The following is a 26,465-nucleotide window of genomic DNA, read 5'->3' on the forward strand; positions in this document are numbered from 1 at the left end:
TCAAAAGGCGCCCATCTTAGACGAAAAACCCGTCATGGCAGCTGAGCCTTGTATTCCTTTTCATACTGCCCGGCGAGGGTTTCTTTCTGCTTGTCGTCGAGCAGCTTGCCGGCCATCTGGAAGAACTTCTGCTCTTCCTCCTTCAAGTGATGGTGGACCTTCTCGGAGAGCTTCTTCGCCGTCGCCAGCCAGGCCGGGCTGGACATCTCGGTCTCGTCGAGTTCTTCCATCATTTCATCCATCTCGTGATGCTCGGCAATTGCATGGCGGCTCAGGTCGACGCCATTGTCGAACTCCATCAGCGGGATGTAGAAAGCCCGCTCTTCAGCGGTTTCATGGGCCTGGAGTTCGGACTTCAGCTGCTTGTAGGCCTCGACGCGCTCCGGGGTGTCGCCGCTGGTCTTGACCAAGGCGGTTGCGTAGGTGCGCTGGCGGTCGTGGCTTTCGCGCAAGGCTTCAAAAATGTTCACTGGCAATCCTCATGTCGGCCGCGTTCTGGAATGACGCTGTAAAGGCTAGACACCTGCGCGCGGGCGGCGGTTCCGATGTTCTTCGAGGGGGATAGAACAATCGCCGCGACCCGGATACCCTCGCGTCTCAACGCCATAAGGATGTAGCCGATGACACTGAGTATCGAACTGTCGCAAAACCCGACACCGGAAGATCGCGAGGCGATCCTCGCACCGTTGCGGGCCTACAACGTCGCGCAAGCGGGGGACGGTCAATCGCAACCGCTGGCCCTGCTGGTGCGCAATGACCAGGGCGAAATCCTCGGCGGGCTGTACGGCCGGTTTTTCTACCAATGGCTATTCATCGAATTGCTGTCGGTGCCGGAACAGGCCCGGGGCGAAGGCATGGGCTCGAAGCTGATGGGCATGGCCGAAGACCTGGCCCGCGAGAAGGAATGCCTGGGGATCTGGCTGGACACCTTCGACTTCCAGGCGCCGGAGTTCTACAAGAAGCTCGGTTACAGCGAGCTGGGGCAGATCGTGGATTACCCGCCGGGGCACAAGCGTTTCTTCTTCCAGAAACGCCTCTGACTGACTACACACAAACCCTTGTGGGAGCGAGCCTGCTCGCGAAGCGGTGTGTCAGGCGAAATCGATGTCGACTGGCACACCGCTTCGCGAGCAGGCTCGCTCCCACAGAGGTAAAACAGCCGCTTTTAGATCACAGGCAAGTCGCCAACGCCGCCAACCGGCGCTTGGCGACAAAGTCGTCGTGCTGCGCGTAGTAACTCAGCGAAGTACCCGACGCATCCGCGGTGACGTCCACGAAGGACTCCGCCGAACGCGTGTAAACGGTCGAACCGCCCTTCTTGCCCGGCTGCAGGTACGCGCCCGCATCGACACCGAACACAGCCTCGTCCTGCCAGGCGAACTGCACGCACTGGGCCACGACTTTTTCCGGCTTGTCCGACGTCAGGGTTTTGTACGGGGTGCCGGTACGGGCATCGTTCATCACCGAACCCGCGCATCCCGCCAGCAACGTTGCGGCCACGGCCACCATCAGAATTCGCATTGCATGTGCTCATCAAGAAAAAGCGGACTGTATCACCGTGGGCCGGCGTATCGTTCTGCTTTACTTCATTTAGTCCGCGACACCGCGCAGGGATTCGCGCACCCTGTCGCGCCAAACGCGGCATCGCCCTTCTCTCCGGGCCCATTTTTCTGGAACGTCCATGACACCCAACGCCGAATTCTACAAACCGACCCCTGAATACGCCGACAAGCTGATCAGCCAGATCGGTCAGACACCGTCCTGGATCGCCAAGCGAATTGGCGTCACCGACAAGCGGATTCGTTACATCCTCGACGGCGAACGTACCGTCAAAGGCGAAACCACGCCGATCCAGATGACCTACTGCGAACAGTTTGCCCTCGAATGCCTGGCCGCTGCGGCCAAGGCCAGCAAGAAGCAGTCTTCGTAACATTCTCAAGGAGCGACCATGGCGGCAACCGAACAGCAACACGAGCAGGCGCTGCAGAAGTTTCTCGATGAGCGCCCCGAACTGCGCCACGAACTCGACAACCTCAACCCGCTTTTGGCCCAGGCCAAAGGCGAAACCGCAGCGCAGTTTCGCGATGAACGCTTGCATGAAGCGTTCGAGGCCGAGGCCGAGCGCCTGGGGTTGTTTGCCTGGGAGCTGACCCTGCAACTGACCGCCGCGACGCCGCAGGACTACGAAGCTCAACGCCTGAACGTACACCGGGAAGTGGCCGAGATGGCGGGGATGGACTGGCTGGAGTATTGCGAGTTATATGGGTTGACCCCGTAACCCTCGCTGCCCAAGGATCTCGCCGCCGATGCTGCCTTCGTCCTCCACTCCCCACGCCAGTACGGGCCACCTGCACACCCAGAAATGGCGCGGACGCATCGGCCTGTCGCTGGTGGCCGCGCTCTCGGTGCTCGCCGGCATGACCGACGCCATCGGCTTCATGGCCAGCGGCGATTTCGTCTCCTTCATGAGCGGCAACACCACCCGCCTCGCCGTGGCGATCAGCGACGGCGACATGGGTTTGACCCTGCGCCTGTTGCTGCTCGTCGCGACGTTCGTCGTCGGCAATGCCTTGGGCATCGTCGTCAGCCGGGTCGGCGGGCGTCGCGCGCTACCCTTGCTGCTGTGCATCGCCACGCTGTTGTGTGCGGCGGCGGCCTGGCCCTATGACGAACAACTTCTGCCGCTCCTGGCGGCGATCATTGCCATGGGCATGCTCAATGCCGCCGTCGAAGAAGTGAACGGCCTGCCGGTTGGCCTGACCTACGTCACCGGCGCCCTGTCACGCTTCGGTCGCGGGTTGGGACGCTGGATGCTCGGTGAACGGCGCAATGGCTGGCGGGTGCAGTTGATCCCTTGGACCGGAATGTTTGCCGGCGCGGTGCTAGGTGCCGTGCTGGAACATCATCTTGGGCTCAAGGCGTTGTTTTTCAGCGGTTTGCTCGCGGGGGCGCTGGGTCTGTTGTCGCTGAAGATTCCGCGGCGTTGGCAGTTGGGGTATATGCCGCGCTGAGAGGCATCGCAAATTCAGAATTGATGTTGCCGGACAGATTGTCATCGCCGGCAAGCCGGCTCCTACAGGGGACTTGCGGCGGGTCTACGTTTTGTAAACGACACCGTACTTGTAGGAGCCGGCTTGCTGGCGATGGCGACAACTCGGTCCACGCCTTATCATGGCCGCAGTTTCGCTGATCGAGTCCGTCATGAAGTTCGCCATCGCGCTGTTCTCCGCCGCCCATGCGCCCTCCTCGCGCCGTGCCTTGTTGTTCGCCCAGGCCGCGCTGGCCGGCGGGCATGAGATTGTCCGGCTGTTTTTCTATCAGGATGGCGTCTACAACGCGTCCACAAGCGTGGTCACGCCCCAGGATGAACAGGATTTGCCCAAGCAATGGCGAACCTTCGTCACCGATCATCAACTCGACGGCGTGGTCTGCATCGCCGCGGCCCTGCGCCGTGGCGTGTTGAACGCCGAGGAAGCCGGGCGTTATCAGCGTGATGCCATTGCGGTCGGCGCGCCGTGGGAATTGTCCGGTCTCGGCCAACTGCATGACGCGGTGCAGGATGCCGACCGCCTGATCTGTTTCGGAGGCGCATGACATGCCCAAGTCCTTGCTGATTATCAGCCGCCAGGCGCCGTGGTCCGGGCCGAATGCACGGGAAGCGCTGGACATCGTACTGGCCGGCGGCGCGTTCGACCTGCCGATCGGCCTGCTGTTTCTCGATGACGGCGTGTTCCAGCTCGCCGCGAAACAGGACGCCAAGGCCCTGCAACAGAAAGACCTGAGCGCCAACCTGCAAGCCTTGCCGATGTTTGGTGTCGAAGACCTGTTCGTCTGTGGCGACAGCGCCGCTGAACGCGGTCTGGACCCAACCGGTCTGGCGCTCGCAGAAGCTCAGGTGCTGGCCACAGACGAAATCACCGCCCTCATTGACCGTTACGACCAGGTGATCACCCTCTGATGTCGACTTTGCATGTGTTGTCTCATTCCCCGTTTGGCGACGATCGCCTGAGCAGTTGCCTGCGGGTGATCGGCGCGAACGATGCGCTGTTGCTGAGCGGCGACGCGGTGTACGCGTTGCAGCCGGGCACTGCGCCGTTCAACGCGCTCACCACCCGCAACCCGACGCTGTTCGTGCTGGCCGAAGACGCCCAGGCGCGCGCGCTGGAGATTCCCGACACGGCCAGGGCGATCGACTACCCCGCCTTCGTCGACCTGTCGATCCACTACGACAAGGTCAACAGCTGGCTATGAATGCATTGACGGTCGGCGCCCGCGCCATCGAATTGGACAAGGACGGATTTCTGGTCGAACTGAGCGACTGGTCCGCCGACGTCGCCAGCGCCCTCGCCGCTGCCGAAGACATCGAGTTGAGCCCCGAACACTGGGAAATCCTCGAACTGCTGCGCAGCTTCTACGCCGAGTTCCAGCTGTCCCCGGCCACCCGTCCGCTGATCAAGTACACCGCGTTGAAGCTCGGTCCGGAAAAAGGCAACAGCCTGCACCTGAACCGACTGTTCAAAGGCACCCCTGCCAAACTCGCCGCAAAACTGGCGGGCCTGCCCAAACCGACGAATTGCTTATGACCGACTACCCAGCGCTGACCCTCGAAACGCCCGCCGAGCACCCGTTCGCCCAGTTCGTGCGGATCCTCGGTAAAGGCAAGCGCGGCGCCCGCGACCTGACCCGCGAGGAAGCCCGCGAAGCCATGGGCATGGTGCTCGACGACAAGGTCGAAGACACCCAGCTCGGCGCGTTCCTGATGCTGTTGCGGCACAAGGAAGAAAGCGCCGAAGAGATGGCCGGTTTCACCGAAGCCTTGCGGGAACGCTTGCAGGCGCCAGCGCTGAAGGTCGATCTGGACTGGCCGACCTATGCCGGCAAGAAGCGCCACCTGCCGTGGTATCTGCTGGCGGCCAAGTGCCTGGCGCAGAACGGCGTGCGCATCTTCATGCACGGCGGCGGCGCGCACACGGCCGGACGGCTGTACAGCGAGCAACTGCTGGATGAATTGAAGATCCCGTTGTGCCGCACCTGGCAACAGGTCGGCTCGGCCCTCGATAATGGCGGCCTGGCATTCATGCCTTTGGTCGATTGGGCACCGCAACTTCAGCGCATGATTGACCTGCGCAACACGCTGGGCCTGCGTTCGCCGATCCATTCCCTGACGCGAATCCTCAATCCGTTGGGCGCTCGCTGCGGCCTGCAAAGCATTTTCCACCCCGGCTATCAGGCCGTGCATCGCGATGCCAGCGGGCTGCTCGGGGATACCGCAATCGTGGTCAAGGGCGATGGCGGCGAGATCGAGATCAACCCGGACGCCGACAGTCACCTGTACGGCACCACCGGCGGCGAAAGCTGGGATGAAGAATGGCCGCAGCTGTCGGCGCAGCGCCACGTCAAACCTGCGTCGCTGGATCCCGAGCATCTGAAAGCCGTGTGGCGTGGCGACGTGGTCGACAGCTACCCGCAAATGGCCCTGATCGCGACCATGGCCCTCGCCTTGCGCGGCCTCGGCCAAACCCGCGAGCAAGCCTTCGACACCGCCCAGCAGTATTGGGACGCGCGGGATAAATCGATTTAACCGATCATAAGCGCCCAACCTTTGCGCTTTTTTATCGAACCTATCGGAATAGACTCCTCTCCAACGCTTATCGGTTGAGGAGTCTTGAACATGGGTTTGTTAGTTGAAGGTCGCTGGCAGGACCAGTGGTATGAAAGCAGCAAGGACGGCGCGTTCCAGCGTGAACAGGCGCAACGTCGTAACTGGCTGACCGCCAATGGCGAGGCGGGTCCGACCGGTGTCGGAGGCTTTGCGGCGGAACCGGGGCGCTATCACCTCTACGTATCGCTTGCCTGTCCCTGGGCCCATCGCACGCTGATCCTGCGCAAACTCAAAGGCCTCGACAGCCTGATCGACGTCTCGGTGGTCAGCTGGCTGATGCTGGAAAACGGCTGGACCTTCGACCAGGCCCTGGGCTCGACCGGCGACAAACTCGATAATCTCGACTTCATGCACCAGCGCTACACCGCCGATACCGCCGACTACACCGGCCGCGTCACCGTGCCGGTGCTCTGGGACAAACAGCAGAACCGCATCGTCAACAACGAATCGGCGGAAATCATCCGCATGTTCAACAGTGCCTTCGATGAGCTGACCGGCAATGACCTGGACTTCTACCCGGCGCCGTTGCGGGCCGAGATCGATGCGCTGAACGAGCGGATCTATCCGGCGGTGAACAACGGCGTGTACCGCGCCGGGTTTGCCACGTCACAACAGGCTTATGAAGAAGCCTTTGATGGGTTGTTTGCCGAGCTGGATCGACTGGAAGCGCTGCTGGGCGCCAATCGCTATCTGGTGGGCGAATACCTGACCGAGGCGGACATTCGCCTGTTCACCACACTGATTCGTTTTGATGCGGTGTATCACGGGCACTTCAAATGCAACCTGCGACGGATCGCTGACTATCCGAACCTGTCGAACTGGCTTCGGGAGATTTACCAGTGGCCGGGGATTGCCGAGACGGTGGATTTCGAGCACATCAAGAAGCACTACTATGGCAGCCACAAGACCATCAACCCGACAGGGGTTGTGCCGAAAGGGCCGGAGCAGGATTTCAATGCGCCGCATGATCGGGCGCGGTTGAGCGGGAAAGGGGTTTGGCGCAAGAACAGCGCCTGATCTGGAATTTGCGGCGGGTTTGATGGCCCCATCGCGGGCAAGCCCGCTCCCACAGGGAATTTGTGAACGACACAAATCCCCGGTGGGAGCGAGCCTGCTCGCGATTGGGGCGACTCGGTCTCTAGACCTGCGCCTGAGCCCCTTCAAACCACGCCAGCTTCTCGCGCAACTGCACCACTTCCCCAACGATCACCAGCGTCGGCGCATGCACTTCATGCTCCGCCACCAACCGTGGAAGATCAGCCAGCGTGCCGGTAAACACCCGCTGGTTGATCGTGGTGCCCTGCTGGATCAACGCCGCCGGGGTATCGGCCGCACGACCATGCTTGATCAACTGCTCGCAAATGATCGGCAAGCCCACCAGCCCCATGTAAAACACCAGGGTCTGTGCCGGTGCAACCAGGTCGGCCCACGGCAAATCGGTGGAACCGTCCTTCAGGTGCCCGGTGACAAAGCGCACCGACTGCGCGTAATCGCGATGGGTCAGCGGAATCCCGGCATACGCCGCGCAACCACTGGCCGCCGTGATGCCCGGGACGACCTGGAACGGGATGCCATGGGCCGCCAGTTCCTCGATCTCTTCCCCGCCACGGCCGAAGATGAACGGATCACCGCCCTTCAACCGCACCACGCGCTTGCCCTGTTTGGCCAGGTCCACCAATTGCTGGTTGATCTGATCCTGCGGCACGGCGTGATCGGCGCGGCGCTTGCCAACGTAGACCCGCTCGGCATCGCGACGGCACAAATCAAGAATCGCAGGTGCGACCAGACGGTCGTACAGCACCACATCGGCTTGTTGCATCAGCCGCAAGGCGCGGAAGGTCAGCAGGTCGGGATCACCCGGCCCGGCGCCGACCAAGTAGACTTCGCCGGTTTTTTTCGGCGGCTCACCCGCGATCTTCGACAGCAATAAACGCTCGGCTTCAGCGCCCTGCCCGGCCAGCTGACGATCAGCAATCGGGCCCTGGAAAACATCTTCCCAAAAAGCCCGGCGTTGCTGCACATCGGGCAGCAGACCTTTGACCTGATTGCGAAAACGCGCGGCCAGACCGGCCAGTTGACCGTAGGTCGAAGGAATCCAGGTTTCGATCTTCGCGCGGATCAAGCGTGCCAGCACCGGCGCATCGCCGCCGCTGGAAATGGCAACGATCAGTGGCGAACGGTCAACAATGGCCGGAAAAATCACGCTGCACAGCGCCGGCGCATCCACCACGTTGACGGGCACGCAGCGCCGATGGGCATCAGCGGAGACTTGTGCATTCAGCGGTTCGTCGTCGGTGGCAGCAATGATCAGCCCGCAACCGTCGAGATCCGTTTCGACATAGCCACGCAACAGGCACTCGCCACCACTGCCAATAACCAGTTCACGCAATTGCGCTTCGATCTCAGGTGCAACCACCCGCAGCAGCGCACCGGCTTCGGCCAGCAGGCGGGATTTGCGCAAGGCAATCTCCCCCCCACCGACGACCAACACACGACTGCCGCGAAGGTTGTGAAACAGCGGCAGATATTTCATTTAGCCGATGACCTCAAGGCCACCCATGTACGGTTTCAGTACGTCCGGCACACGGATCGAACCGTCGGCCTGCTGGTAGTTTTCCAGCACGGCGACCAGGGTACGACCGACGGCCAGACCCGAACCGTTGAGGGTGTGAACCAGCTCAGGCTTGCCGGTTTCCGGGTTGCGGAAACGCGCTTGCATGCGACGGGCCTGGAAATCACCGCAGTTGGAGCACGACGAGATTTCGCGGTACTTGTCCTGGCTCGGGATCCACACTTCCAGGTCGTAGGTCTTGACCGCGCTGAAGCCCATGTCGCCGGTGCACAGGGCGATGGTGCGATAAGGCAGACCCAGCAATTGCAGGACTTTCTCGGCGTTGGCGGTCAGGCCTTCCAGCGCGTCCATCGAGGTCGACGGCTCAACGATCTGGACCATCTCGACCTTGTCGAACTGGTGCTGACGGATCATGCCGCGAGTATCACGACCCGACGCGCCGGCTTCGCTGCGGAAGCACGGGGTGTGGGCGACGAACTTGATCGGCAGCAGTTTCGAATCGACGATTTCGCCGGCAACGATGTTGGTCAGCGACACTTCTGCGGTCGGGATCAAGTACAGATCGGCTTCGCCTTCGCGCGCGATCTTGAACAGGTCTTCTTCGAACTTCGGCAGCTGACCGGTTCCTTGCAGCGCCGGCGCCTGGACCAGATAAGGCGTGTAAGCCTCTTCATAGCCGTGCTCGGTGACGTGCAGGTTGATCATGAACTGCGCCAGGGCGCGGTGCAGACGGGCGATCGGGCCACGCAGCAAGGCGAAACGCGCGCCGGACAGCTTGGCGGCGGTTTCGAAGTCCAGCCAGCCGAACTTCTCGCCCAGGGCAACGTGGTCCTGAATCGGGAAATCGAATGCGGTCGGGGTGCCCCAGCGGCGCACTTCGACGTTGCCGTCTTCGTCTGCGCCGAGCGGTACGGATTCGTGCGGCAGGTTGGGGATACCGAGCAGGATTGCATCCAGGTCGGTCTGGATCGCGTCCAGCTCGGTTTTGCCGGCAGCCAGTTCGCCCGCCATGCGCTCGACGTCCGCCATCAACGGCGCGATGTCTTCGCCGCGCTGCTTGGCCTGACCGATGGATTTGGAACGGGCATTACGTTCAGCCTGCAGTGCTTCGGTGCGGGTCTGGACGGTCTTGCGCTGTTCTTCCAGCGCTTCGATGCGCGCGACATCCAGCGTATAGCCACGGGATGCCAGGCGGTCCGCTACGTCCTGAAGGTTGCTACGTAACAGTTTGGAATCGAGCATGTCGGTCTCTCGTTATCAAAGTTTGGTCAAGGACAGGCCGGCCCAGGTGGCGAGCAGCCCGCCGAATACGCTGATGGCAGCATAGCCCAGGGCCAGCGGCACTTGCCCGCTTTCCAGCAGGCGCACCGTATCCAGTGAAAAGGATGAAAAAGTCGTCAGCCCCCCGAGGAAGCCGACCATCAACCCGGCGCGCACCTCGATCGGCACCTCCGGGCGTATCAAAAACAGACCGTATAGAACGCCGATCAGCAAACAGCCGACGATATTAACGGCGAGCGTCGCGGTATAGAAGTGCCGCGGCCAATTAGCGTTGACCCAATTACCGGTGGCGAAGCGCAACAGGGTGCCGGCAATCCCGCCGACGGATACCGCAACGATCAATGGAAGCACTATTTTCTCCGCTGCCGGGGGCTTAAACGGTCTAGTTGCGCAAGGTGATTGAGTTTCTCGCCGATCTTCAGCTCCAGGCCACGCGGCACCGGCTGATAGAACGGTTGTGGCTCAAGCTCTTCAGGGAAGTAATCTTCGCCAGCGGCGTAGGCGTCCGGCTCATCATGGGCGTAACGGTATTCGTCGCCGTAACCCAGCTGTTTCATCAATTTTGTCGGCGCGTTGCGCAGGTGCAGCGGCACTTCCAGCGAACCGTGCTCGGTGGCGCTGCGCATCGCGGCTTTGAAGCCCATGTACACCGCGTTGCTTTTTGGTGCGCAAGCCAGATAGGTGATGGCTTGGGCCACTGCCAGTTCGCCTTCCGGGCTGCCCAGGCGTTCCTGCACTTCCCACGCCGCCAGGCACAGGCTCAGGGCGCGCGGATCGGCGTTGCCGATGTCTTCGCTGGCCATACGCACCACGCGTCGCGCGAGGTACAGCGGATCGCATCCGCCGTCGATCATCCGCGCGAACCAGTACAACGCGCCGTCCGGGTTGGAACCTCGCACCGATTTGTGCAGCGCGGAAATCTGGTCGTAGAACGCTTCGCCGCCCTTGTCGAAACGACGGCGGGTGTCGCCGAGCAGGCTTTGCAGCAGATCGACGCCGATCTCGCTGTTGTCTTCGGCCAGGTCGGAAGCATTTTCCAGCAGGTTGAGCAGGCGCCGGCCATCGCCATCGGCGGCGGACAGCAGCATCTGGAAACCTTCATCGCTGAGGGTCAGCTGCCGTTTGCCCAGGCCGCGTTCTTCAGTGAGCGCGCGGTGCACCAGTTTGCGCAGCGCCGCTTCATCGAGGCTTTTGAGCACGTAGACACGGGCCCGGGAGAGCAAGGCGTTGTTGAGTTCGAACGAAGGGTTTTCCGTGGTCGCGCCGATGAAAATCAGCGTGCCGTCTTCAACGTACGGCAGAAACGCATCCTGCTGCGACTTGTTGAAGCGGTGCACTTCATCGACGAACAGAATGGTGCGCTTGCCGTATTGACCGGCCTGTTGCTTGGCGATTTCCACCGCCTGGCGGATTTCCTTCACCCCGGCCAGTACGGCCGAGACCGTTTCGAAGTGCGCATCCGAGACTTCCGCCAGCAGCCGCGCCAGCGTGGTTTTGCCCACGCCCGGCGGGCCCCAGAAAATCATCGAATGCAGGGCACCCTGCTCCAGCGCCTCACGCAAGGGTTTGCCGCGAGCGAGCACGTGTTCCTGACCGACGTACTCGTCCAGATTGGCCGCACGCAAACGCGCGGCCAGGGGCTGAGCTATCGGGGCACTGCGAAACAGGTCCATCACTGCTTATGAAACCTCACTATGAACACCGTAGCCCCTGTAGGAGCGAGCTTGCTCGCGATGGTCGTCAACGATAACGCGGAAAACCTGATACCCCACGGAGCGCTCAGGTTTTTCGCGAGCAAGCTCGCTCCTACAGAGGGCGGCGGTTATTCCTGGATCACGTCCGCGCCTTTCGGGATGTCGAACTTGAACTTGGATGCCGGAATCGGCTCGTTGGCCTTCACGCCGGTGAACAGGATGTTGGTGCGCTGGCCGACGCTGTCGATCAGTTGCATGTCATTGACCAGGCCATTGCGGAACGACAGGCGCAGGCTGTCGAACAGCGTGTCCTTGGTTTTCGGCTTCAAGGTGAAGTCGATCACGCCGCCGGCTTCCTTGGCACTGATGTCGAAGCTCTGGTTGATCTTCGACACATCACCGGACAGCAGCAACGCCGGGGTCTGGCTCAGGCGCAGGTCGAGGGTCTTGATGGTGGCCTGTTCCAGGTCCGGGTCCCACAGGGTTACTTTCTTGCCGTCGGAAACCACCACTTGCTCGGCCGGCGCATCGGTGTGCCAGTAGAACAGGCCCGGCCGCTGCAGCGACATTTCACCGGCCGTTTCCTGCAACTGGGTGCCGCTGCCATCAAGGGTCAGCTGCGAGAAGCGAGCAGTCAGGGTCTGGGATTTTTCCAGCAGTTGGGTCAGGCGCGCCACGTCCTTGTCATCGGCGTGGGCCGAGAGCGTGGTCAAAGCCAGTACCGGCAGCAACAGCATGCGGATAAGACGCATGGGAGTCCTCATAACATTCGTGGGGAGTACGATGACGCGTCACTGCGCCATCGCTTTTCAATTCAGGGCATCAAATCAAATCAGTCGCGTACCGGGCCAGGTGCCAGGACTTCACGCGAACCGTTGGTATTCATGGACGTCACGACCCCGGCCATTTCCATGGCTTCGATCATGCGGGCGGCGCGGTTGTAGCCGATTTTCAGTTTGCGCTGAACCGCCGAGATGGACGCGCGACGGCTTTCCAGAACGAACTGCACCGCTTCGTCGTAGAGCGCGTCAGTTTCGGCATCGTCATCACCGCCACCACCACCGCCATTTTCAAAGCCGCTGCCGGCCTCTTCGACGCCGGCCAGGATGTCGTCGTTGTATTCCGGCGCACCGCGCAACTTCCAGGCTTCAACCACCCGATGAACCTCGTCATCGGAAACGAACGCGCCATGCACACGGATCGGCAGGCTGGTGCCCGGCGGCATGTAGAGCATGTCACCGTGACCCAGCAGTTGCTCGGCGCCGCCCTGGTCGATGATGGTCCGGGAGTCGATCTTGCTCGATACCTGGAACGCCATGCGTGTCGGGATGTTCGCCTTGATCAGACCGGTGATCACGTCAACCGACGGACGCTGGGTCGCGAGGATCAAGTGGATACCAGCCGCACGGGCCTTCTGGGCGATACGGGCGATCAGTTCTTCAACCTTCTTGCCGACGATCATCATCATGTCGGCGAATTCGTCGACCACCACGACAATGGTCGGCAGCTTGGTCAGCAGCGGCGCTTCGTCGTGAATGCTCTCGCGTTTGTACAGTGGATCGGTCAGCGGCGTGCCGGCGTCCTGGGCTTCCTTGACCTTGGCGTTGAAGCCGGACAGGTTCCGTACGCCCATCTTCGCCATCAGTTTGTAGCGACGCTCCATCTCCGCCACGCTCCAGCGCAGGGCGTTGGCCGCGTCCTTCATGTCGGTCACCACCGGGCACAGCAGGTGCGGGATGCCTTCGTAGATCGACAGTTCAAGCATTTTCGGGTCGATCATGATCAGCTTGGCGTCTTCCGGGCCGGACTTGAACAGGATCGACAGGATCATCGCGTTCACGCCCACCGACTTACCGGAACCGGTCGTACCGGCCACCAGCAAGTGCGGCATTTTGGCCAGGTCGGTGATGACCGGCTTGCCGCCGATGTCATGACCCAGGGCCAGGGTGACCGGGGATTTGAAGTTGTCGTATTCCGGCGTCGAGAGCACTTCGGAGAAGCGCACGATCTGCCGGTCTTCGTTGGGAATCTCGATACCGACGGTGGTCTTGCCCGGAATCACTTCCACCACCCGCACGCTGGTCACGGCCAGGGAACGCGCGAGGTCTTTCGCCAGGTTGGCGATGCGGCTGACCTTGACCCCGGCGGCGGGCTGGATTTCGTAACGGGTAATCACCGGGCCCGGGTGGATCGAATCCACCGAGACTTCGACGCCGAATTCCTTAAGCTTGATTTCCAGCAGGTGGCCGACGGCCGCCAGGGATTCAGGCGAATAATTGAGTTGTTTCTTTTCTGCGGGGTCGAGAATCGAGATCGGCGGCAAGGTGCCTTCGACAGCGCTGTCGACGAACAACGGCGCCTGTTTCTCTTTTTCCACGCGCTTGCTGGGTGCGGCGGGTTTCGCTGGCGCGGGGGCAATCACCGGCGGCACCTGCTTCTCGCGCTCCGACATGTGCTTGCTGAGGGCCTGCTCGCGCTCGATCAGGCGCTCCTTGACCTTGGCTTGTTCGCGCTTGTCGGTGACCGTCGGTGCGACCACGTCATGCACGCGATCGTCGACTTCACGCAATTGCGCGACCAGTTGCTTGCGCTCGACACGGGCGGCCCACCAGCGATTGGCCGCACCCTGGAACAGTTCGAACAGGTCGAGGGTGATCTTGCCGGTGACGTCCATCACCTTGAACCAGGACAGGTCGGTGAACACGGTCAGGCCGAACAGAAACAGAGCGATGAACAGCAAGGTGCTGCCCTGGATGTTCAGGGCGTTTTTGGCCAGGTCGCCCAGGCTCTCGCCCAGCGCCCCGCCGGCGCCGGCCGGCAGACCGGTCGCGGCATGGAAATGGATGTGCGCCAGCGCGGCGCCCGACAGCACCAGGAACACCAGGCCGATCAGACGCCAGGAGAACAGCCAGCCGCTCCACTCCCACGGCTGGTGGCGCTGACGGAAAATTTGATAAGCCTTGATCGCCAGCAACAGCGGGAAGATGTAGGCGAAGTAACCCAGGACCATGAACAGGATGTCGGCACTGTAGGAGCCGACCGGTCCGCCGAAGTTCTGCACATCGTCGATCTTGCTGTTATGGCTCCAGCCCGGATCGTCCTTGCCGTAAGTCAGCAAGGCCATCATCAGGAACAGGCACAGCCCGCCGATGGCGATCAGTGCACCTTCCTTGAGTCGGTAGTGCAAATGCTGGCGCCAAAGCGGAACGACGGCTGGTTTAGGTGCTGCGGTGGATTTCTTCAAAACGTTACTTTTCCTGCGCCTATGGCGCGTCCATCTATTGAATGACTATAAAAAACTGCCCAATCCAGGCAGGTAAAAAAGTTAACAGGCGCAACTGGGACTACTTTTAACACTGCACTCCGGTTTTTATAAACACGGTGCGCATTGAATATTCAAGTGACCGGCACGCATTGTACGGGTTTGTTCGTACGATGCCATGCTGGCAAGCCATGGATCAGCATAGCTAACGGCACAGCACCTGCGCTTCAATTTGAGCACGCATTCTCTTTTGTGACAAAGGCTTATGAGGTGTTTTATGAGCGAATCCAAGCATTGCCGCCTGATCATTCTGGGTTCTGGTCCCGCCGGTTACAGCGCAGCGGTTTATGCCGCCCGCGCCAACCTCAAACCCGTGGTCATTACCGGCATACAGGCAGGTGGCCAGCTCACCACCACCGTCGAAGTCGATAACTGGCCCGGCGACGTCGAAGGCCTGACCGGTCCGGCACTGATGGAACGCATGCAAAAACACGCCGAGCGCTTTGCCACAGAGATCGTTTACGACCACATCCACACGGCCAAGTTGCAACAGCGCCCGTTCGAACTTACCGGCGACAGCGGTACTTACACCTGCGATGCACTGATTATTGCGACCGGTGCCTCGGCGCAATACCTCGGCTTACCCTCGGAAGAGGCATTTGCCGGCAGAGGCGTTTCAGCCTGCGCGACGTGCGACGGGTTCTTTTATCGAAATCAGGTCGTCGCTGTCGTCGGCGGCGGTAATACCGCTGTTGAAGAAGCACTGTATTTATCGAACATCGCCAAGGAAGTTCACCTGATTCATCGCCGCGATAAATTGCGCTCGGAAAAAATCCTCCAGGACAAACTCTTCGAAAAAGCCGCCAAGGGCAATATCCGCCTGCACTGGAACCAGCAACTCGACGAAGTATTGGGCGATTCCAGCGGCGTGATCGGCGCCCGCTTGCGCGACAGCCATACCGGGGCAACCAGCGAATTGCCGCTGGCCGGCGTGTTCATTGCCATCGGCCACAAACCCAACACCGACCTGTTCATCGGCCAACTGGAGATGCACGACGGCTATCTGCGAGTCAAAGGCGGCAGCGAAGGCGATGCCACGGCGACCGAAATCCCCGGCGTGTTCGCCGCCGGCGATGTGGCCGATCACGTTTATCGCCAGGCCGTCACTTCCGCCGGGGCCGGTTGCATGGCCGCACTGGACGCCGAAAAATACCTCGACGACATTCCGACCGTTTGACGGCAAACTTCACGGTGGGCGCAACCGCCCACCACTGCCCTCCCCTTCTGTAAGCCCGAATGCCATGCTGACTTGGTTACAACGCAACACCCTGACGTTCCCGCCGCTGGAAAAAGCCATGCGCGATCCCAACGGATTGCTGGCGGCGGGCGGCGATCTGTCCGCCGACCGTCTGATCAAGGCCTACCGCCACGGTTGCTTCCCGTGGTTTTCAGAGGGCCAGCCGATTCTCTGGTGGTCGCCGGATCCGCGCACCGTGCTGTTTCCCGACGAACTGCATGTCTCGCGCAGCCTGGGCAAATTGCTGCGCCAGCAACGCTACCAGGTGACCTTCGATCAGGATTTTGCCGCGGTCATTCGCGCCTGCGCCGCACCACGGGATTACGCCGACGGGACCTGGATCACCGAAGCGATGCAGAATGCCTACCTCGACCTGCACCAGCGCGGCTACGCCCACTCAGTCGAGGTCTGGGACCAGGACGAGCTGGTCGGCGGGCTCTATGGCCTGGCGATGGGTCAGCTGTTTTTCGGCGAGTCGATGTTCAGCCGCGCCGACAACGCCTCCAAATTTGGCTTTGCCACGCTGGTCAAACATCTGAAAGACTCGGGTTTCGTGCTGATCGATTGCCAGATGCCTACCGACCATCTGCACAGCCTGGGCGCCCGGGCCATTCCTCGTCGCGAGTTTGCCCGCTACCTTGCGCAGCATCTGGATCAACCCAGCGGTGCCACCTGGGTTTGCTGAGCGACTTTGGCGCGCGTGGCTTACACTTAATTCAAAGCTTATACCGAGGGTTGATCATGACCGAGTTGGCGCGTTTGAAGTTTTATGCCACTCAGCCCCACTCTTGCAGTTATCTGCCCGAGGAGCAGGCCACGACCCTGTTCCTCGACCCTAGCCAGCCCATGGATGTGCATGTCTATGCAGACCTGTCTGAAATGGGTTTTCGTCGCAGCGGCGATCATCTTTACCGGCCCCATTGCCAGAATTGCAATGCGTGCGTGCCGGCGCGCATTCCCGTGGCGCAATTCACGCCCAACCGCCAGCAGAAACGCATCTTCAAGCGCAACGCCGACTTGCAGGTGCGCCCCGCCAAGCCGAAGTTCAGCGAAGAATACTTCGACCTGTACCAGCGCTACATCGAACAACGGCATGCGGACGGCGACATGTACCCGCCGAGCCGTGACCAGTTCTCGACCTTCCTGGTGCGCGACCTGCCGTTTTCCCGTTTTTACGAATTTCGCCTGGACGGCCAACTGCTCGCGGTGGCTGTCACCGACTTGCTGCCGAACGGTCTGTCGGCGGTCTACACCTTCTACGAACCCTCCGAAGAACGGCGCAGCCTGGGTCGTTTCGCGATCCTCTGGCAGATCGCCGAAGCCCAGCGTCTGCAGCTCGAAGCGGTTTACCTGGGTTACTGGATCAAAAACTGCAAAAAGATGAGCTACAAGACCCAATATCGCCCCATCGAACTGCTGATTAATCAGCGCTGGGTCATCCTGAACTAGAACCCCTTGGCTTAAACCCCATTTTTCGGGCACAATGCACGCCGCTTTTGCCTGGCGCAGTTGCACCGGGCCATTCATTGGACACCGAGGGCTTTACTGCATGTCGAAAGAAGACAGCTTCGAAATGGAAGGCACTGTCGTCGACACCCTGCCCAACACCATGTTTCGCGTGGAGTTGGAAAATGGGCACGTCGTAACCGCGCATATCTCCGGCAAGATGCGCAAGAACTACATTCGTATTCTTACCGGCGACAAAGTGCGCGTCGAGCTGACGCCCTATGACTTGAGCAAAGGGCGCATCACTTACCGCGCTCGCTAATCAAGTCAATACAAGACGCCCGGCATTGCCGGGCGTTTTTGTTTGTCTGCGATTTGGCCTGGAGTGAATATCCTTTGTTTGGGTGATGGCTGATATTGGTTTCGCCCTTACGGCGAGTCACTTGCAAAAGCGGAACGCCGCCCGGCGGCAAGTAACCAAGCGCTTTTGCCCCTTTCGTTCGGTGCCTCGCTCCGGTCCTGCTCCGTGGGCCCGCCGCGATCGGCCATCCATGGCCGTGCGCGGCTAACCCGGCATCCATGCCGGGTTGCCCACTGCGCAGAACCTCCACTCGGCCTCTCGAGGGGGCGCGCACCGCAAGATCAAAAGCCAAGGCGAGCTAACGCTCGGCCTAATGAGTGGTGAAGATCAAAAGCGTACGCGGATCCCCTGTAGGAGCCAGCTTGCTGGCGAAAAACGCCCGGACACCGCATTCATCCAGACAACCCGCGTCATCGTTAACGTCCATCGCCAGCAAGCTGGCTCCTACAATTTTGACCCGTGTGCTCACAATCATTTTGACCGTGTGAACCCGATCCCTGTAGGAGCCGGCTTGCTGGCGATTGCGTTCGTTCAAGCGATTAATGCGTCGACTGACCCGCCGCCATCGCCAGCAAGCCGGCTCCTACAAGGGATTGGTGTACAGATCCGGTATGAGTGAGCGCGGCAGAGAAGGATAATGCGCACATCCAGAGAGCCAGGTCGGCTACCAGGCCGCCTCGGCGGCTGTGGCGGTGGTCGCCCCCTCGAGAGGCCGAGTGGAGGTTCTGCGCAGTGGGCACCACGGCAAGGATGCCGCGGTAGCCGCCCCCGGCCATGGATGGCCGATGGCGGCGGGCTCACGGAGCAGGACCGGAGCGAGGGCATGGCGAGCCTAAGCGAGGCACCGAACGAAAGGGGCAAAAGCGCTTGGTTACTTGGCGCTTCTCCAAGTGACTCGCCGTGAGGGCGAAACCAATAGCGGCCGTTACCGCAGCAACGGATATTCACCCAAACCAAGCACACAACAAAAAAAGGCGCCCGAAGGCGCCTTTCGCTTTACAGCAGACCAACAACCGTCAGGCCATCTCAGCCGTGGTTTCGAACTCGAAGGTCAGCTCGCCGTCCTTCAGATCGATATGCACCACGCCGCCATGGTCGGCCAGTTCGCCAAAGAGAATCTCTTCCGCCAGCGGACGCTTGATCTTGTCCTGGATCAAACGCGCCATCGGCCGAGCACCCATTGCCGAATCGTAGCCACCTGCCGCCAGCCAGCTGCGCGCCGCGTCGGTCACTTCCAGCTGCACACGCTTGTCTTCCAGCTGCGCCTGAAGCTCGGTAAGGAACTTGTCCACCACGCTTTTGATGACCTCATGGCTGAGGCGACCAAACTGGATAATGGTGTCCAGACGGTTGCGGAACTCTGGCGTGAAGCTTTTCTTGATCACTTCCATCGCATCGGACGAGTGGTCCTGATGGGTGAAACCGATCGAAGCACGCGCTGCGGTTTCGGCACCGGCGTTAGTCGTCATGATGACGATCACGTTACGGAAATCCGCCTTGCGCCCGTTGTTGTCGGTGAGCGTACCGTGGTCCATGACCTGCAGCAGCAGGTTGAAGACTTCCGGATGCGCCTTCTCGATTTCATCGAGCAGCAGCACGCAATGAGGCTGCTTGGTGATGGCTTCGGTCAGCAGACCGCCCTGGTCGAACCCGACATAGCCAGGAGGCGCACCGATCAGACGCGATACGGTGTGACGCTCCATGTACTCGGACATGTCGAAGCGAACCAGCTCGATACCCAACGCCTTGGCCAGCTGACGCGCCGCTTCGGTTTTACCGACACCGGTCGGGCCTGCGAACAGGAACGAACCGACAGGCTTGTCAGGCGACTTCAGGCCGGCACGGGACAGTTTGATCGCGGTCGACAGCGAGTCGATCGCGGCATCCTGGCCAAACACCGTCAGCTTCAGGTCACGCTCAAGATTACGCAGCAGCTCTTTGTCGGAGCTGGTGACGTGTTTCGGCGGAATCCGCGCGATTTTCGCGACGATGTCCTCGACCTGAGGCACTTCGATGCGTTTCACGCGCTTCTCGATCGGTTGCAGACGCTGGTAGGCGCCCGCCTCGTCGATCACGTCGATGGCCTTGTCCGGCATGTGCCGGTCATTGATGTAGCGCGAAGCCAGTTCGGCAGCGGCGCGCAGGGCTTCATCACTGTATTCGATATTGTGATGGAGCTCGAAACGCCCTTTCAGGCCGCGCAGAATGCCGATGGTGTCTTCCACCGAAGGCTCCGATACATCGACTTTCTGGAAGCGTCGCGCCAAGGCACGGTCCTTCTCGAAGATGCCGCGGAATTCCTGGAAGGTGGTCGAACCGATGCAACGGATATCACCGGACGACAGCAACGGCTTGAGCAGGTTCGAGGCATCCATGACGCCACCGGACGCGGCACCCGCACCGATGATGGTGTGGATTTCGTCGATGAACAGGATTGCCTGCGGACGTTTTTTCAGCTCATTGAGCAACGCCTTGAAGCGCTTCTCGAAATCGCCACGGTATTTGGTCCCGGCGAGCAAGGCACCCAGGTCGAGGGAGTACACCACGCTGTTGGCCAGCAGGTCCGGCACCTGGTTGTCGACAATACGCTTGGCCAGGCCTTCGGCAATTGCGGTTTTACCCACGCCCGCCTCGCCGACCAGCAGCGGGTTGTTTTTGCGACGACGCGCGAGGATCTGCGCAACGCGCTCGACTTCGAGCTCACGACCTACCAGCGGATCGATGCGACCCTGGCGTGCGAGTTCGTTGAGGTTGCTGGCATAAGCATCCAGAGGATTGCCTGAAGAAGAAGACTCACCGCCCTCGTCGTCCTGCATATCTTGCTCACCTTCAGAGTGATCGCCATGCCCCGGCACTTTGGAAATGCCGTGAGCGATGTAGTTGACGACATCGATGCGCGCAACGCTCTGCTGTTTCAGCAGGAACACTGCCTGACTCTCTTGCTCACTGAAGATCGCAACCAGCACGTTGGCGCCAGTCACTTCGCGTTTACCCGAGCTCTGTACGTGGAAAACAGCACGCTGCAGGACACGCTGGAAGCCCAGGGTAGGTTGGGTCTCGCGATCCTCGTCATGGACAGGGATCAGCGGCGTGGTGGAGTCGATGAACTCCTGCAGGTCATGCTTGAGTTTGTCGAGGTTGGCGCCGCAGGCACGCAAAACGGTGGCGGCAGCCTCATTGTCCAATAAGGCCAGCAGAAGATGTTCGACGGTCATGAACTCATGACGCTTCGAACGGGCCTCCTTGAAGGCAAGATTGAGGGTGACTTCGAGCTCGCGGTTTAACATAGCTTCACCTCATACCCAAGTGGTCGGCGATTAACCGTCCTTCTCGATTTCACAGAGTAGCGGATGCTGGCTTTCCCTGGCGTACTGGTTGACCTGCATGGCCTTCGTCTCGGCAATGTCGCGGGTAAACACTCCACATACTGCCCGTCCTTCTGTGTGGACGGCCAGCATGACCTTGGTCGCCAGCTCGCGATTCAGGTTAAAAAACACCTCGAGCACTTCGACGACGAAATCCATCGGTGTGTAGTCATCATTGAACAAAACCACCTTGTACATCGGCGGTGCCTGTAGAGCAGGCTTCGCCTCCTGAACAGCAATGCCTGCGGAATCGTCGTCGTGTTCCTCCGGGCGGTCCTTTTGGAGCGTCGGGCGATCCTGATTGAATGTTAGTCGAATCTGGCTGATTGCATGCATGGAAAGAAAGGTTCGTCAGTTGTGCGAATACAGTAGTGGGGGCGGCTATAAACGATTTCAACTCCGACTGCCGGGTCACCTTGACTATCGGCAAAACGGTGTTACAACCAATAGAGCCCACAGTGGGTAAAAAAGGTCCGCGGAGTCAATCTTATTTACAGGATTCGACTGCGGATGTACTGGATGATACTCCAGTGATGGAGTCTGTTGCAGAGGGATATGGGTATGGCTGTCGGTAAGGTGAAATGGTTCAACAATGCCAAGGGTTATGGCTTTATCGTTGAGGAAGGCAAGAGCGAAGACCTGTTTGCTCACTACTCGGCGATCAAAATGGACGGCTATAAGACCCTCAAGGCCGGGCAAGCCGTGACATTCAACATTGTCCAAGGCCCGAAAGGCCTGCACGCCGTGGATATCGGCGCACCTGTCGAAGCTCAGGCTGCTGCCACCACTGCAGTGCAGCAAACGGTTACGGTGTAGAACCCACCCAACATCCAGTCATAAAAAAACCGCCCGACTCGTCTGAGCCGGGCGGTTTTTGTGTGCCTGCTTATTACATATGCGAAATCAGCGCATCACCAAAACCGGACGAAGACACCAGCTTCGCGCCGTCCATTAGACGCTCGAAGTCATAGGTCACGGTTTTCGCGGAAATCGCGCCGTTGGTGCCCTTGATGATCAGGTCGGCCGCTTCGGTCCAGCCCAGGTGACGCAGCATCATCTCGGCGGAAAGAATCAGCGAGCCCGGGTTGACCTGGTCCTTGCCGGCATACTTCGGCGCCGTACCGTGGGTCGCTTCGAACATGGCGATGGTGTCGGACAGGTTGGCACCCGGTGCAATACCGATACCGCCCACTTCCGCCGCCAGGGCGTCGGAGAGGTAGTCGCCGTTCAGGTTCAGGGTCGCGATCACATCGTATTCGGCCGGGCGCAGCAGGATCTGCTGGAGCATGGCGTCGGCGATGGCGTCCTTGACGATGACGTTCTTGCCGGTTTTCGGGTTCTTGAACTGCATCCATGGACCGCCATCGAGCAGGGTCGCGCCGAACTCTTCGGCCGCCACTTCGTAGGCCCATTCCTTGAAGGCACCTTCGGTGAACTTCATGATGTTGCCTTTGTGCACGATGGTCAGCGAGTCGCGGTCATTGTCGACCACATACTGAAGGGCCTTGCGCGCCAGACGCTTGGTGCCTTGCAGGGAGACCGGCTTGACGCCGATGCCGCAGTTTTCGTCGAAACGGATCTTGGTGACGCCCATTTCTTCCTTGAGGAACTTGATGACCTTGGTCGCTTCCGGCGAACCGGCCTTCCATTCGATACCGGCATAAATGTCTTCCGAGTTTTCACGGAAGATCGTCATGTCGACGTCGCCTGGCTTCTTGACCGGGCTCGGCACGCCCTCGAACCAGCGAACCGGGCGCAGGCAAACATAAAGGTCGAGTTGCTGACGCAGGGCCACGTTCAGGGAACGGATGCCGCCGCCGACCGGCGTGGTCAGAGGGCCCTTGATGGAAACCACGTAATCCTTGACTGCGTCCAGGGTTTCCTGAGGCAGCCAGGTGTCCTGATCGTAAACCTGAGTCGCTTTCTCCCCGGCGTAGACTTCCATCCAGGAAATTTTGCGCTCGCCGCCGTAAGCCTTCTTAACAGCAGCATCGACAACCTTGATCATGACCGGGCTGATATCAACCCCAATACCATCGCCTTCGATGAAGGGAATGATCGGGTTGTTAGGAACATTGAGAGAATGGTCCGCGTTGACGGTGATTTTGTCGCCGACGGCTGGAACCTGAATCTTCTTGTATCCCATGCTGAACTCCATTGTTTGGATTGAACATCTGGCTTGGTTTGAGCGTACCCCAGTTAAATCAGCACGCAAACCCTATGTTCCATCCATCTGCCGCAAAGCTGCACAGTTCGCGACGTACAAGCCTGAAAGCAAAGGGAAAACCGCCAAACTCAAGCACGTTCGACGACGCTACGCCTTACCCTCCCCTGCGACCTTTAGACCAATGGACGAGAATCGTTGCATATGAACCATCGGCAGATTGCCAGCTACCTATGTATAATGCCGCCGCTGACCGCAGAGTCACGCCGGCCGACCTCTCTATGACGAGGCTCAGGACCCGAAAAGCAGGATTGTTACCGCAGTCCACCCGCTTGACGCTCGACTGATGCACCCAACATCACCGCGCACAAATCTCGACATTCGGCTCATGGATGACTTTGAACGAACGCGCTTACCCGGCGCCCCTCGAGTTTCTGCGCACGCTTTAGCAAAGAAGAGAGAGTTAATCCGAATATGCCCACCCGCTCGAAGATCATCTATACCTTCACCGACGAAGCCCCAGCCCTCGCCACCTATTCACTGTTGCCTATCGTAGAAGCGTTCACCGCTTCGGCTGATATCGCCGTTGAAACCCGCGATATCTCTCTTGCAGGGCGCATCCTGGCCAGCTTCCCCGAGCAATTGGGTGACAAAGCCGTAGCCGACCACCTCGCCGAACTGGGCGACCTGGCCGTTACGCCTGAAGCCAACATCATCAAGTTGCCGAACATCAGTGCTTCGGTTCCGCAACTGCAGGCCGCGATCAAAGAGCTGCAAGCCCAGGGCTTCGCACTGCCGGACTACCCGGAAACCGTGACCAGCGACGCCGACAAAGAAGCCAAGTCGCGTTACGACAAGATCAAGGGCAGCGCCGTAAACCCGGTTCTGCGCGAAGGCAACTCCGATCGTCGTGCCCCGCTGTCGGTCAAGAACTACGCACGCAAGCACCCGCACAAAATGGGCGCCTGGGCCAAAGACTCCAAGTCCCACGTTGCGCACATGAGCACCGGTGATTTCTACGGCAGCGAAAAAGCCGCCCTGATCGACGCCGCTGACGCCGTCAAAATCGAACTGATCGCTCAAGACGGCACCACCACCGTCCTGAAAGAAAAGACCACCGTACAAGCCGGTGAGATCCTCGATTGCGCGGTCATGAGCAAAAGCGCCCTGCGCAGCTTCATCGCGGCCGAGATCGAAGACGCCAAAGCCAAGGGCGTGCTGCTGTCGGTTCACCTGAAAGCCACCATGATGAAGGTCTCCGACCCGATCATGTTCGGCCAGATTGTTGCCGAGTTCTATAAAGACGCACTGGCCAAGCACGCTGACGTGCTGGCACAGATCGGCTTCAACCTGAACAACGGCATCGGCGACCTGTACGCTCGCATCAAGGCCCTGCCGGCCGAGCAGCAAGCGCAGATCGAAGCGGACATCCAGGCGGTCTACGCCGTTCGTCCTTCGCTGGCGATGGTCAATTCCGACAAAGGCATCACCAACCTGCACGTGCCGAGCGACGTCATCGTCGACGCCTCGATGCCGGCCATGATCCGTGACTCCGGCAAGATGTGGGGCACCGACGGCCAGCTGCACGACACCAAGGCTGTGATCCCGGATCGCTGCTACGCCACCATCTACCAGGCGGTGATCGAAGACTGCAAGCTGCACGGTGCTTTCGATCCGACCACCATGGGCAGCGTGCCAAACGTTGGCCTGATGGCGAAAAAAGCCGAAGAGTACGGCTCGCACGACAAGACTTTCCAGATCAAGACCAACGGCGTTGTCCGCGTGACGGACAGCAAAGGCGCCTTGCTGCTGGAACAGTCGGTTGAAGCCGGCGACATCTTCCGCATGTGCCAGACCAAAGACGCGCCGATCCAGGACTGGGTCAAACTGGCCGTCAACCGTGCCCGCGCCAGCAGCACCCCGGCGATTTTCTGGCTGGACCCAATGCGCGCCCACGACGGCGTGGTGATCGAGAAAGTTCAGGCTTACCTGAAGGATCACGACACCTCCGGCCTGGACATCCGCATCATGTCGCCAGTCGACGCGATGGCCTTCACCCTGGGCCGTACCCGCGAAGGCAAGGACACCATCTCGGTGACCGGCAACGTATTGCGCGACTACCTGACCGACCTGTTCCCGATCATGGAGCTGGGCACCAGCGCCAAGATGCTGTCGATCGTTCCGCTGATGAACGGCGGCGGTCTGTTCGAAACCGGCGCTGGCGGTTCGGCACCGAAGCACGTTCAGCAGCTGCTGGAAGAGAACTTCCTGCGCTGGGATTCCCTGGGCGAGTTCCTGGCCCTGGCCGCGTCCCTTGAGCATTTGGGTGTGAACTACAACAACCCGAAAGCCCTGGTGCTGTCGAAGACCCTGGACCAGGCCACCGGCCAGTTCCTGGACAACAACAAGTCGCCATCGCGCAAAGTCGGCAACATCGACAACCGCGGCAGCCACTTCTACCTGGCGCTGTACTGGGCTCAGGCCCTGGCCGCCCAGACTGAAGACGCTGCACTGCAAGCGCAGTTCGCAACCCTGGCCAAAACCCTGACCGAGAACGAGGCAACCATCGTTGCCGAGCTCAACGCCGTCCAGGGCAAGCCAGTGGACATCGGCGGTTACTACCACGCCAATGCCGAGCTGATCAGCAAGGCCATGCGCCCGAGCGCCACACTCAACGCGGCGATTGCAGCGCTGGTGTAAGGTTGTAAGGATGCAAGGAAACCCCGGCCATGTGCCGGGGTTTCTGCTTCTAAAGGCCGACCACAACCTTGTAGGAGCCGGCTTGCCGGCGATAGCGGTTTATCATTCAACAGTGTTATTGACTGACACTCCGCGATCGCCGGCAAGCCGGCTCCTACAGGTTTTGCATTTCAACATTGAGGACATCTCATGGATTGGAAACCCCACATCACCGTCGCCACCATCGTCGAAGAGAACGGTCGCTTCCTGATGGTCGAAGAAACCAAGCACGGACGAACGGTGCTCAACCAGCCCGCCGGCCACCTCGACCCCAACGAAACCCTGACCGAAGCCGCCGTACGCGAAACCCTCGAAGAAACCGGCTGGGACGTCGAAGCCACCGGCGTAGTGGGCATCTACCTCTACACCGCCCCCAGCAACGGCGTGACGTATCAGCGCGTCTGCTTCATCGCCAAAGCGCTCAAGCACAACCCCGACTATCAACTGGACGACGGCATCGTCGGCGCAAAATGGCTGACGCGTGACGAACTGCTCGAACAGCGCGCAAACTGGCGCAGTGAGCTGATCATCCGTTGCATCGATGATTATCTGGACGGCAAACACTTCGGTCTCGAACTGATCCGCCCTTCTCTTTAGCCTTGTGGGCTGCGGCCTGCTAGAA

28 protein-coding genes and 1 pseudogene are annotated in these 26,465 nt (G+C 60.2%); 18 read left to right on the forward strand and 11 right to left on the reverse strand.

Going from position 1 to position 26,465, the window contains the following annotated elements:
* Nucleotides 1-32: 32 nt before the first annotated feature.
* Nucleotides 33-470: a hemerythrin domain-containing protein gene (locus ACF6ZU_RS01860; protein ID WP_392890236.1), complete on the reverse strand. Its 438-nt coding sequence runs from the start codon at nucleotides 468-470 to the stop codon at nucleotides 33-35.
* Between the two features lie 150 nt (nucleotides 471-620).
* Between ACF6ZU_RS01860 and ACF6ZU_RS01865 the strand changes: the two genes are divergently transcribed.
* Nucleotides 621-1,040 carry a GNAT family N-acetyltransferase gene (locus ACF6ZU_RS01865; protein ID WP_392890238.1) on the forward strand — a complete coding sequence of 140 codons (420 nt, stop codon included), beginning with the start codon at nucleotides 621-623 and terminating at the stop codon, nucleotides 1,038-1,040.
* A gap of 130 nt (nucleotides 1,041-1,170) precedes the next feature.
* On the opposite strand, the gene ACF6ZU_RS01870 is transcribed toward ACF6ZU_RS01865, so the two are convergent.
* Nucleotides 1,171-1,521: a hypothetical protein gene (locus ACF6ZU_RS01870; RefSeq protein WP_392890239.1), complete on the reverse strand. Its 351-nt coding sequence runs from the start codon at nucleotides 1,519-1,521 to the stop codon at nucleotides 1,171-1,173.
* A 160-nt stretch (nucleotides 1,522-1,681) separates the two neighbouring features.
* Between ACF6ZU_RS01870 and ACF6ZU_RS01875 the strand changes: the two genes are divergently transcribed.
* The 9 genes from ACF6ZU_RS01875 (at nucleotide 1,682) to ACF6ZU_RS01915 (ending at nucleotide 6,679) form a co-directional block, all read left to right on the forward strand.
* Nucleotides 1,682-1,930, forward strand: a complete 249-nt coding sequence (locus tag ACF6ZU_RS01875; RefSeq protein WP_392890240.1) for a hypothetical protein — start codon at nucleotides 1,682-1,684, stop codon at nucleotides 1,928-1,930.
* A gap of 18 nt (nucleotides 1,931-1,948) precedes the next feature.
* Nucleotides 1,949-2,278 (forward strand): DUF6388 family protein, encoded by a 330-nt coding sequence (locus ACF6ZU_RS01880; RefSeq protein ID WP_392890241.1) that lies wholly within the window; start codon nucleotides 1,949-1,951, stop codon nucleotides 2,276-2,278.
* A gap of 28 nt (nucleotides 2,279-2,306) precedes the next feature.
* On the forward strand, nucleotides 2,307-3,011 hold the full coding sequence (locus ACF6ZU_RS01885; RefSeq protein ID WP_392890243.1) for a YoaK family protein: 705 nt from the start codon (nucleotides 2,307-2,309) through the stop codon (nucleotides 3,009-3,011).
* Nucleotides 3,012-3,201: 190 nt separating this feature from the next.
* Entirely contained in the window at nucleotides 3,202-3,594 is a 393-nt protein-coding gene (gene tusD / locus ACF6ZU_RS01890; RefSeq protein WP_392890244.1) for a sulfurtransferase complex subunit TusD, read from the forward strand.
* 1 nt (nucleotide 3,595) lies between these two features.
* Nucleotides 3,596-3,958, forward strand: a complete 363-nt coding sequence (gene tusC / locus ACF6ZU_RS01895; protein WP_392890245.1) for a sulfurtransferase complex subunit TusC — start codon at nucleotides 3,596-3,598, stop codon at nucleotides 3,956-3,958.
* Nucleotides 3,958-4,251, forward strand: a complete 294-nt coding sequence (gene tusB / locus ACF6ZU_RS01900; protein ID WP_392890246.1) for a sulfurtransferase complex subunit TusB — start codon at nucleotides 3,958-3,960, stop codon at nucleotides 4,249-4,251. The genes tusC and tusB overlap by 1 nt, the downstream gene beginning before the upstream one ends.
* Nucleotides 4,248-4,583 (forward strand): TusE/DsrC/DsvC family sulfur relay protein, encoded by a 336-nt coding sequence (locus ACF6ZU_RS01905; protein ID WP_008043792.1) that lies wholly within the window; start codon nucleotides 4,248-4,250, stop codon nucleotides 4,581-4,583. The genes tusB and ACF6ZU_RS01905 overlap by 4 nt, the downstream gene beginning before the upstream one ends.
* Nucleotides 4,580-5,581 carry a glycosyl transferase family protein gene (locus tag ACF6ZU_RS01910; RefSeq protein WP_392890248.1) on the forward strand — a complete coding sequence of 334 codons (1,002 nt, stop codon included), beginning with the start codon at nucleotides 4,580-4,582 and terminating at the stop codon, nucleotides 5,579-5,581. Before ACF6ZU_RS01905 ends, ACF6ZU_RS01910 begins: the two co-directional genes overlap by 4 nt.
* 90 nt (nucleotides 5,582-5,671) lie before the next feature.
* Nucleotides 5,672-6,679 carry a glutathione S-transferase family protein gene (locus ACF6ZU_RS01915; RefSeq protein WP_392890249.1) on the forward strand — a complete coding sequence of 336 codons (1,008 nt, stop codon included), beginning with the start codon at nucleotides 5,672-5,674 and terminating at the stop codon, nucleotides 6,677-6,679.
* 121 nt (nucleotides 6,680-6,800) lie between these two features.
* On the opposite strand, the gene cysG is transcribed toward ACF6ZU_RS01915, so the two are convergent.
* Genes cysG through ACF6ZU_RS01935 form a run of 4 tightly spaced genes read right to left on the reverse strand, consistent with a single transcriptional unit; the run spans nucleotide 6,801 to nucleotide 11,188 of the window.
* Entirely contained in the window at nucleotides 6,801-8,195 is a 1,395-nt protein-coding gene (cysG, locus tag ACF6ZU_RS01920; protein ID WP_392890250.1) for a siroheme synthase CysG, read from the reverse strand.
* A complete protein-coding gene (serS, locus tag ACF6ZU_RS01925) occupies nucleotides 8,196-9,476 on the reverse strand; it encodes a serine--tRNA ligase (protein WP_392890251.1) in 1,281 nt (426 codons plus the stop codon).
* A gap of 15 nt (nucleotides 9,477-9,491) precedes the next feature.
* Nucleotides 9,492-9,866, reverse strand: coding sequence for a fluoride efflux transporter CrcB (gene crcB, locus ACF6ZU_RS01930; protein WP_027614675.1), 375 nt, complete (start codon nucleotides 9,864-9,866; stop codon nucleotides 9,492-9,494).
* Nucleotides 9,866-11,188: a replication-associated recombination protein A gene (locus tag ACF6ZU_RS01935; protein ID WP_008029505.1), complete on the reverse strand. Its 1,323-nt coding sequence runs from the start codon at nucleotides 11,186-11,188 to the stop codon at nucleotides 9,866-9,868. The genes crcB and ACF6ZU_RS01935 overlap by 1 nt, the downstream gene beginning before the upstream one ends.
* A 21-nt stretch (nucleotides 11,189-11,209) precedes the next feature.
* On the opposite strand from ACF6ZU_RS01935, the pseudogene ACF6ZU_RS01940 reads away from it, so the two are divergent.
* Nucleotides 11,210-11,326 (forward strand): annotated as a pseudogene (locus tag ACF6ZU_RS01940) (outer membrane lipoprotein carrier protein LolA); the annotation flags it as partial.
* 11 nt (nucleotides 11,327-11,337) lie between these two features.
* Here ACF6ZU_RS01940 and lolA read toward each other — a convergent pair.
* Both lolA and ACF6ZU_RS01950 read right to left on the reverse strand, forming a co-directional pair.
* Nucleotides 11,338-11,961 carry an outer membrane lipoprotein chaperone LolA gene (gene lolA / locus ACF6ZU_RS01945; RefSeq protein WP_392890252.1) on the reverse strand — a complete coding sequence of 208 codons (624 nt, stop codon included), beginning with the start codon at nucleotides 11,959-11,961 and terminating at the stop codon, nucleotides 11,338-11,340.
* Between the two features lie 80 nt (nucleotides 11,962-12,041).
* On the reverse strand, nucleotides 12,042-14,453 hold the full coding sequence (locus tag ACF6ZU_RS01950) for a DNA translocase FtsK (protein ID WP_392890253.1): 2,412 nt from the start codon (nucleotides 14,451-14,453) through the stop codon (nucleotides 12,042-12,044).
* A 295-nt stretch (nucleotides 14,454-14,748) separates the two neighbouring features.
* Between ACF6ZU_RS01950 and trxB the strand changes: the two genes are divergently transcribed.
* From trxB to infA, 4 genes are all read left to right on the forward strand, one after another.
* A complete protein-coding gene (gene trxB / locus ACF6ZU_RS01955; protein WP_392890255.1) occupies nucleotides 14,749-15,708 on the forward strand; it encodes a thioredoxin-disulfide reductase in 960 nt (319 codons plus the stop codon).
* 64 nt (nucleotides 15,709-15,772) lie between these two features.
* Nucleotides 15,773-16,453, forward strand: a complete 681-nt coding sequence (aat, locus tag ACF6ZU_RS01960; RefSeq protein ID WP_392890256.1) for a leucyl/phenylalanyl-tRNA--protein transferase — start codon at nucleotides 15,773-15,775, stop codon at nucleotides 16,451-16,453.
* A 56-nt stretch (nucleotides 16,454-16,509) separates the two neighbouring features.
* Nucleotides 16,510-17,217: an arginyltransferase gene (locus ACF6ZU_RS01965; RefSeq protein ID WP_392890258.1), complete on the forward strand. Its 708-nt coding sequence runs from the start codon at nucleotides 16,510-16,512 to the stop codon at nucleotides 17,215-17,217.
* A 100-nt stretch (nucleotides 17,218-17,317) separates the two neighbouring features.
* Nucleotides 17,318-17,536 (forward strand): translation initiation factor IF-1, encoded by a 219-nt coding sequence (gene infA, locus ACF6ZU_RS01970; RefSeq protein WP_002553999.1) that lies wholly within the window; start codon nucleotides 17,318-17,320, stop codon nucleotides 17,534-17,536.
* Between the two features lie 1,055 nt (nucleotides 17,537-18,591).
* Here infA and clpA read toward each other — a convergent pair.
* Complete coding sequence (gene clpA, locus ACF6ZU_RS01975; RefSeq protein ID WP_214377208.1) at nucleotides 18,592-20,862, reverse strand: ATP-dependent Clp protease ATP-binding subunit ClpA; 2,271 nt, start codon at nucleotides 20,860-20,862, stop codon at nucleotides 18,592-18,594.
* 30 nt (nucleotides 20,863-20,892) lie between these two features.
* Nucleotides 20,893-21,276: an ATP-dependent Clp protease adapter ClpS gene (gene clpS, locus ACF6ZU_RS01980; RefSeq protein ID WP_020799529.1), complete on the reverse strand. Its 384-nt coding sequence runs from the start codon at nucleotides 21,274-21,276 to the stop codon at nucleotides 20,893-20,895.
* A 225-nt stretch (nucleotides 21,277-21,501) separates the two neighbouring features.
* On the opposite strand from clpS, the gene cspD reads away from it, so the two are divergent.
* Nucleotides 21,502-21,756 carry a cold shock domain-containing protein CspD gene (gene cspD / locus ACF6ZU_RS01985; protein WP_392890259.1) on the forward strand — a complete coding sequence of 85 codons (255 nt, stop codon included), beginning with the start codon at nucleotides 21,502-21,504 and terminating at the stop codon, nucleotides 21,754-21,756.
* 73 nt (nucleotides 21,757-21,829) lie between these two features.
* On the opposite strand, the gene icd is transcribed toward cspD, so the two are convergent.
* Nucleotides 21,830-23,086: an NADP-dependent isocitrate dehydrogenase gene (gene icd, locus ACF6ZU_RS01990; RefSeq protein WP_008033986.1), complete on the reverse strand. Its 1,257-nt coding sequence runs from the start codon at nucleotides 23,084-23,086 to the stop codon at nucleotides 21,830-21,832.
* Between the two features lie 492 nt (nucleotides 23,087-23,578).
* On the opposite strand from icd, the gene ACF6ZU_RS01995 reads away from it, so the two are divergent.
* Entirely contained in the window at nucleotides 23,579-25,804 is a 2,226-nt protein-coding gene (locus ACF6ZU_RS01995) for an NADP-dependent isocitrate dehydrogenase (RefSeq protein ID WP_392890260.1), read from the forward strand.
* Nucleotides 25,805-25,993: 189 nt separating this feature from the next.
* Nucleotides 25,994-26,440 carry an NUDIX hydrolase gene (locus ACF6ZU_RS02000; RefSeq protein ID WP_392890262.1) on the forward strand — a complete coding sequence of 149 codons (447 nt, stop codon included), beginning with the start codon at nucleotides 25,994-25,996 and terminating at the stop codon, nucleotides 26,438-26,440.
* Nucleotides 26,441-26,465 lie beyond the last annotated feature (25 nt).

It is taken from the genome of Pseudomonas migulae (assembly GCF_043225285.1).
Taxonomy (GTDB): Bacteria; Pseudomonadota; Gammaproteobacteria; order Pseudomonadales; family Pseudomonadaceae; genus Aquipseudomonas; species Aquipseudomonas migulae_C.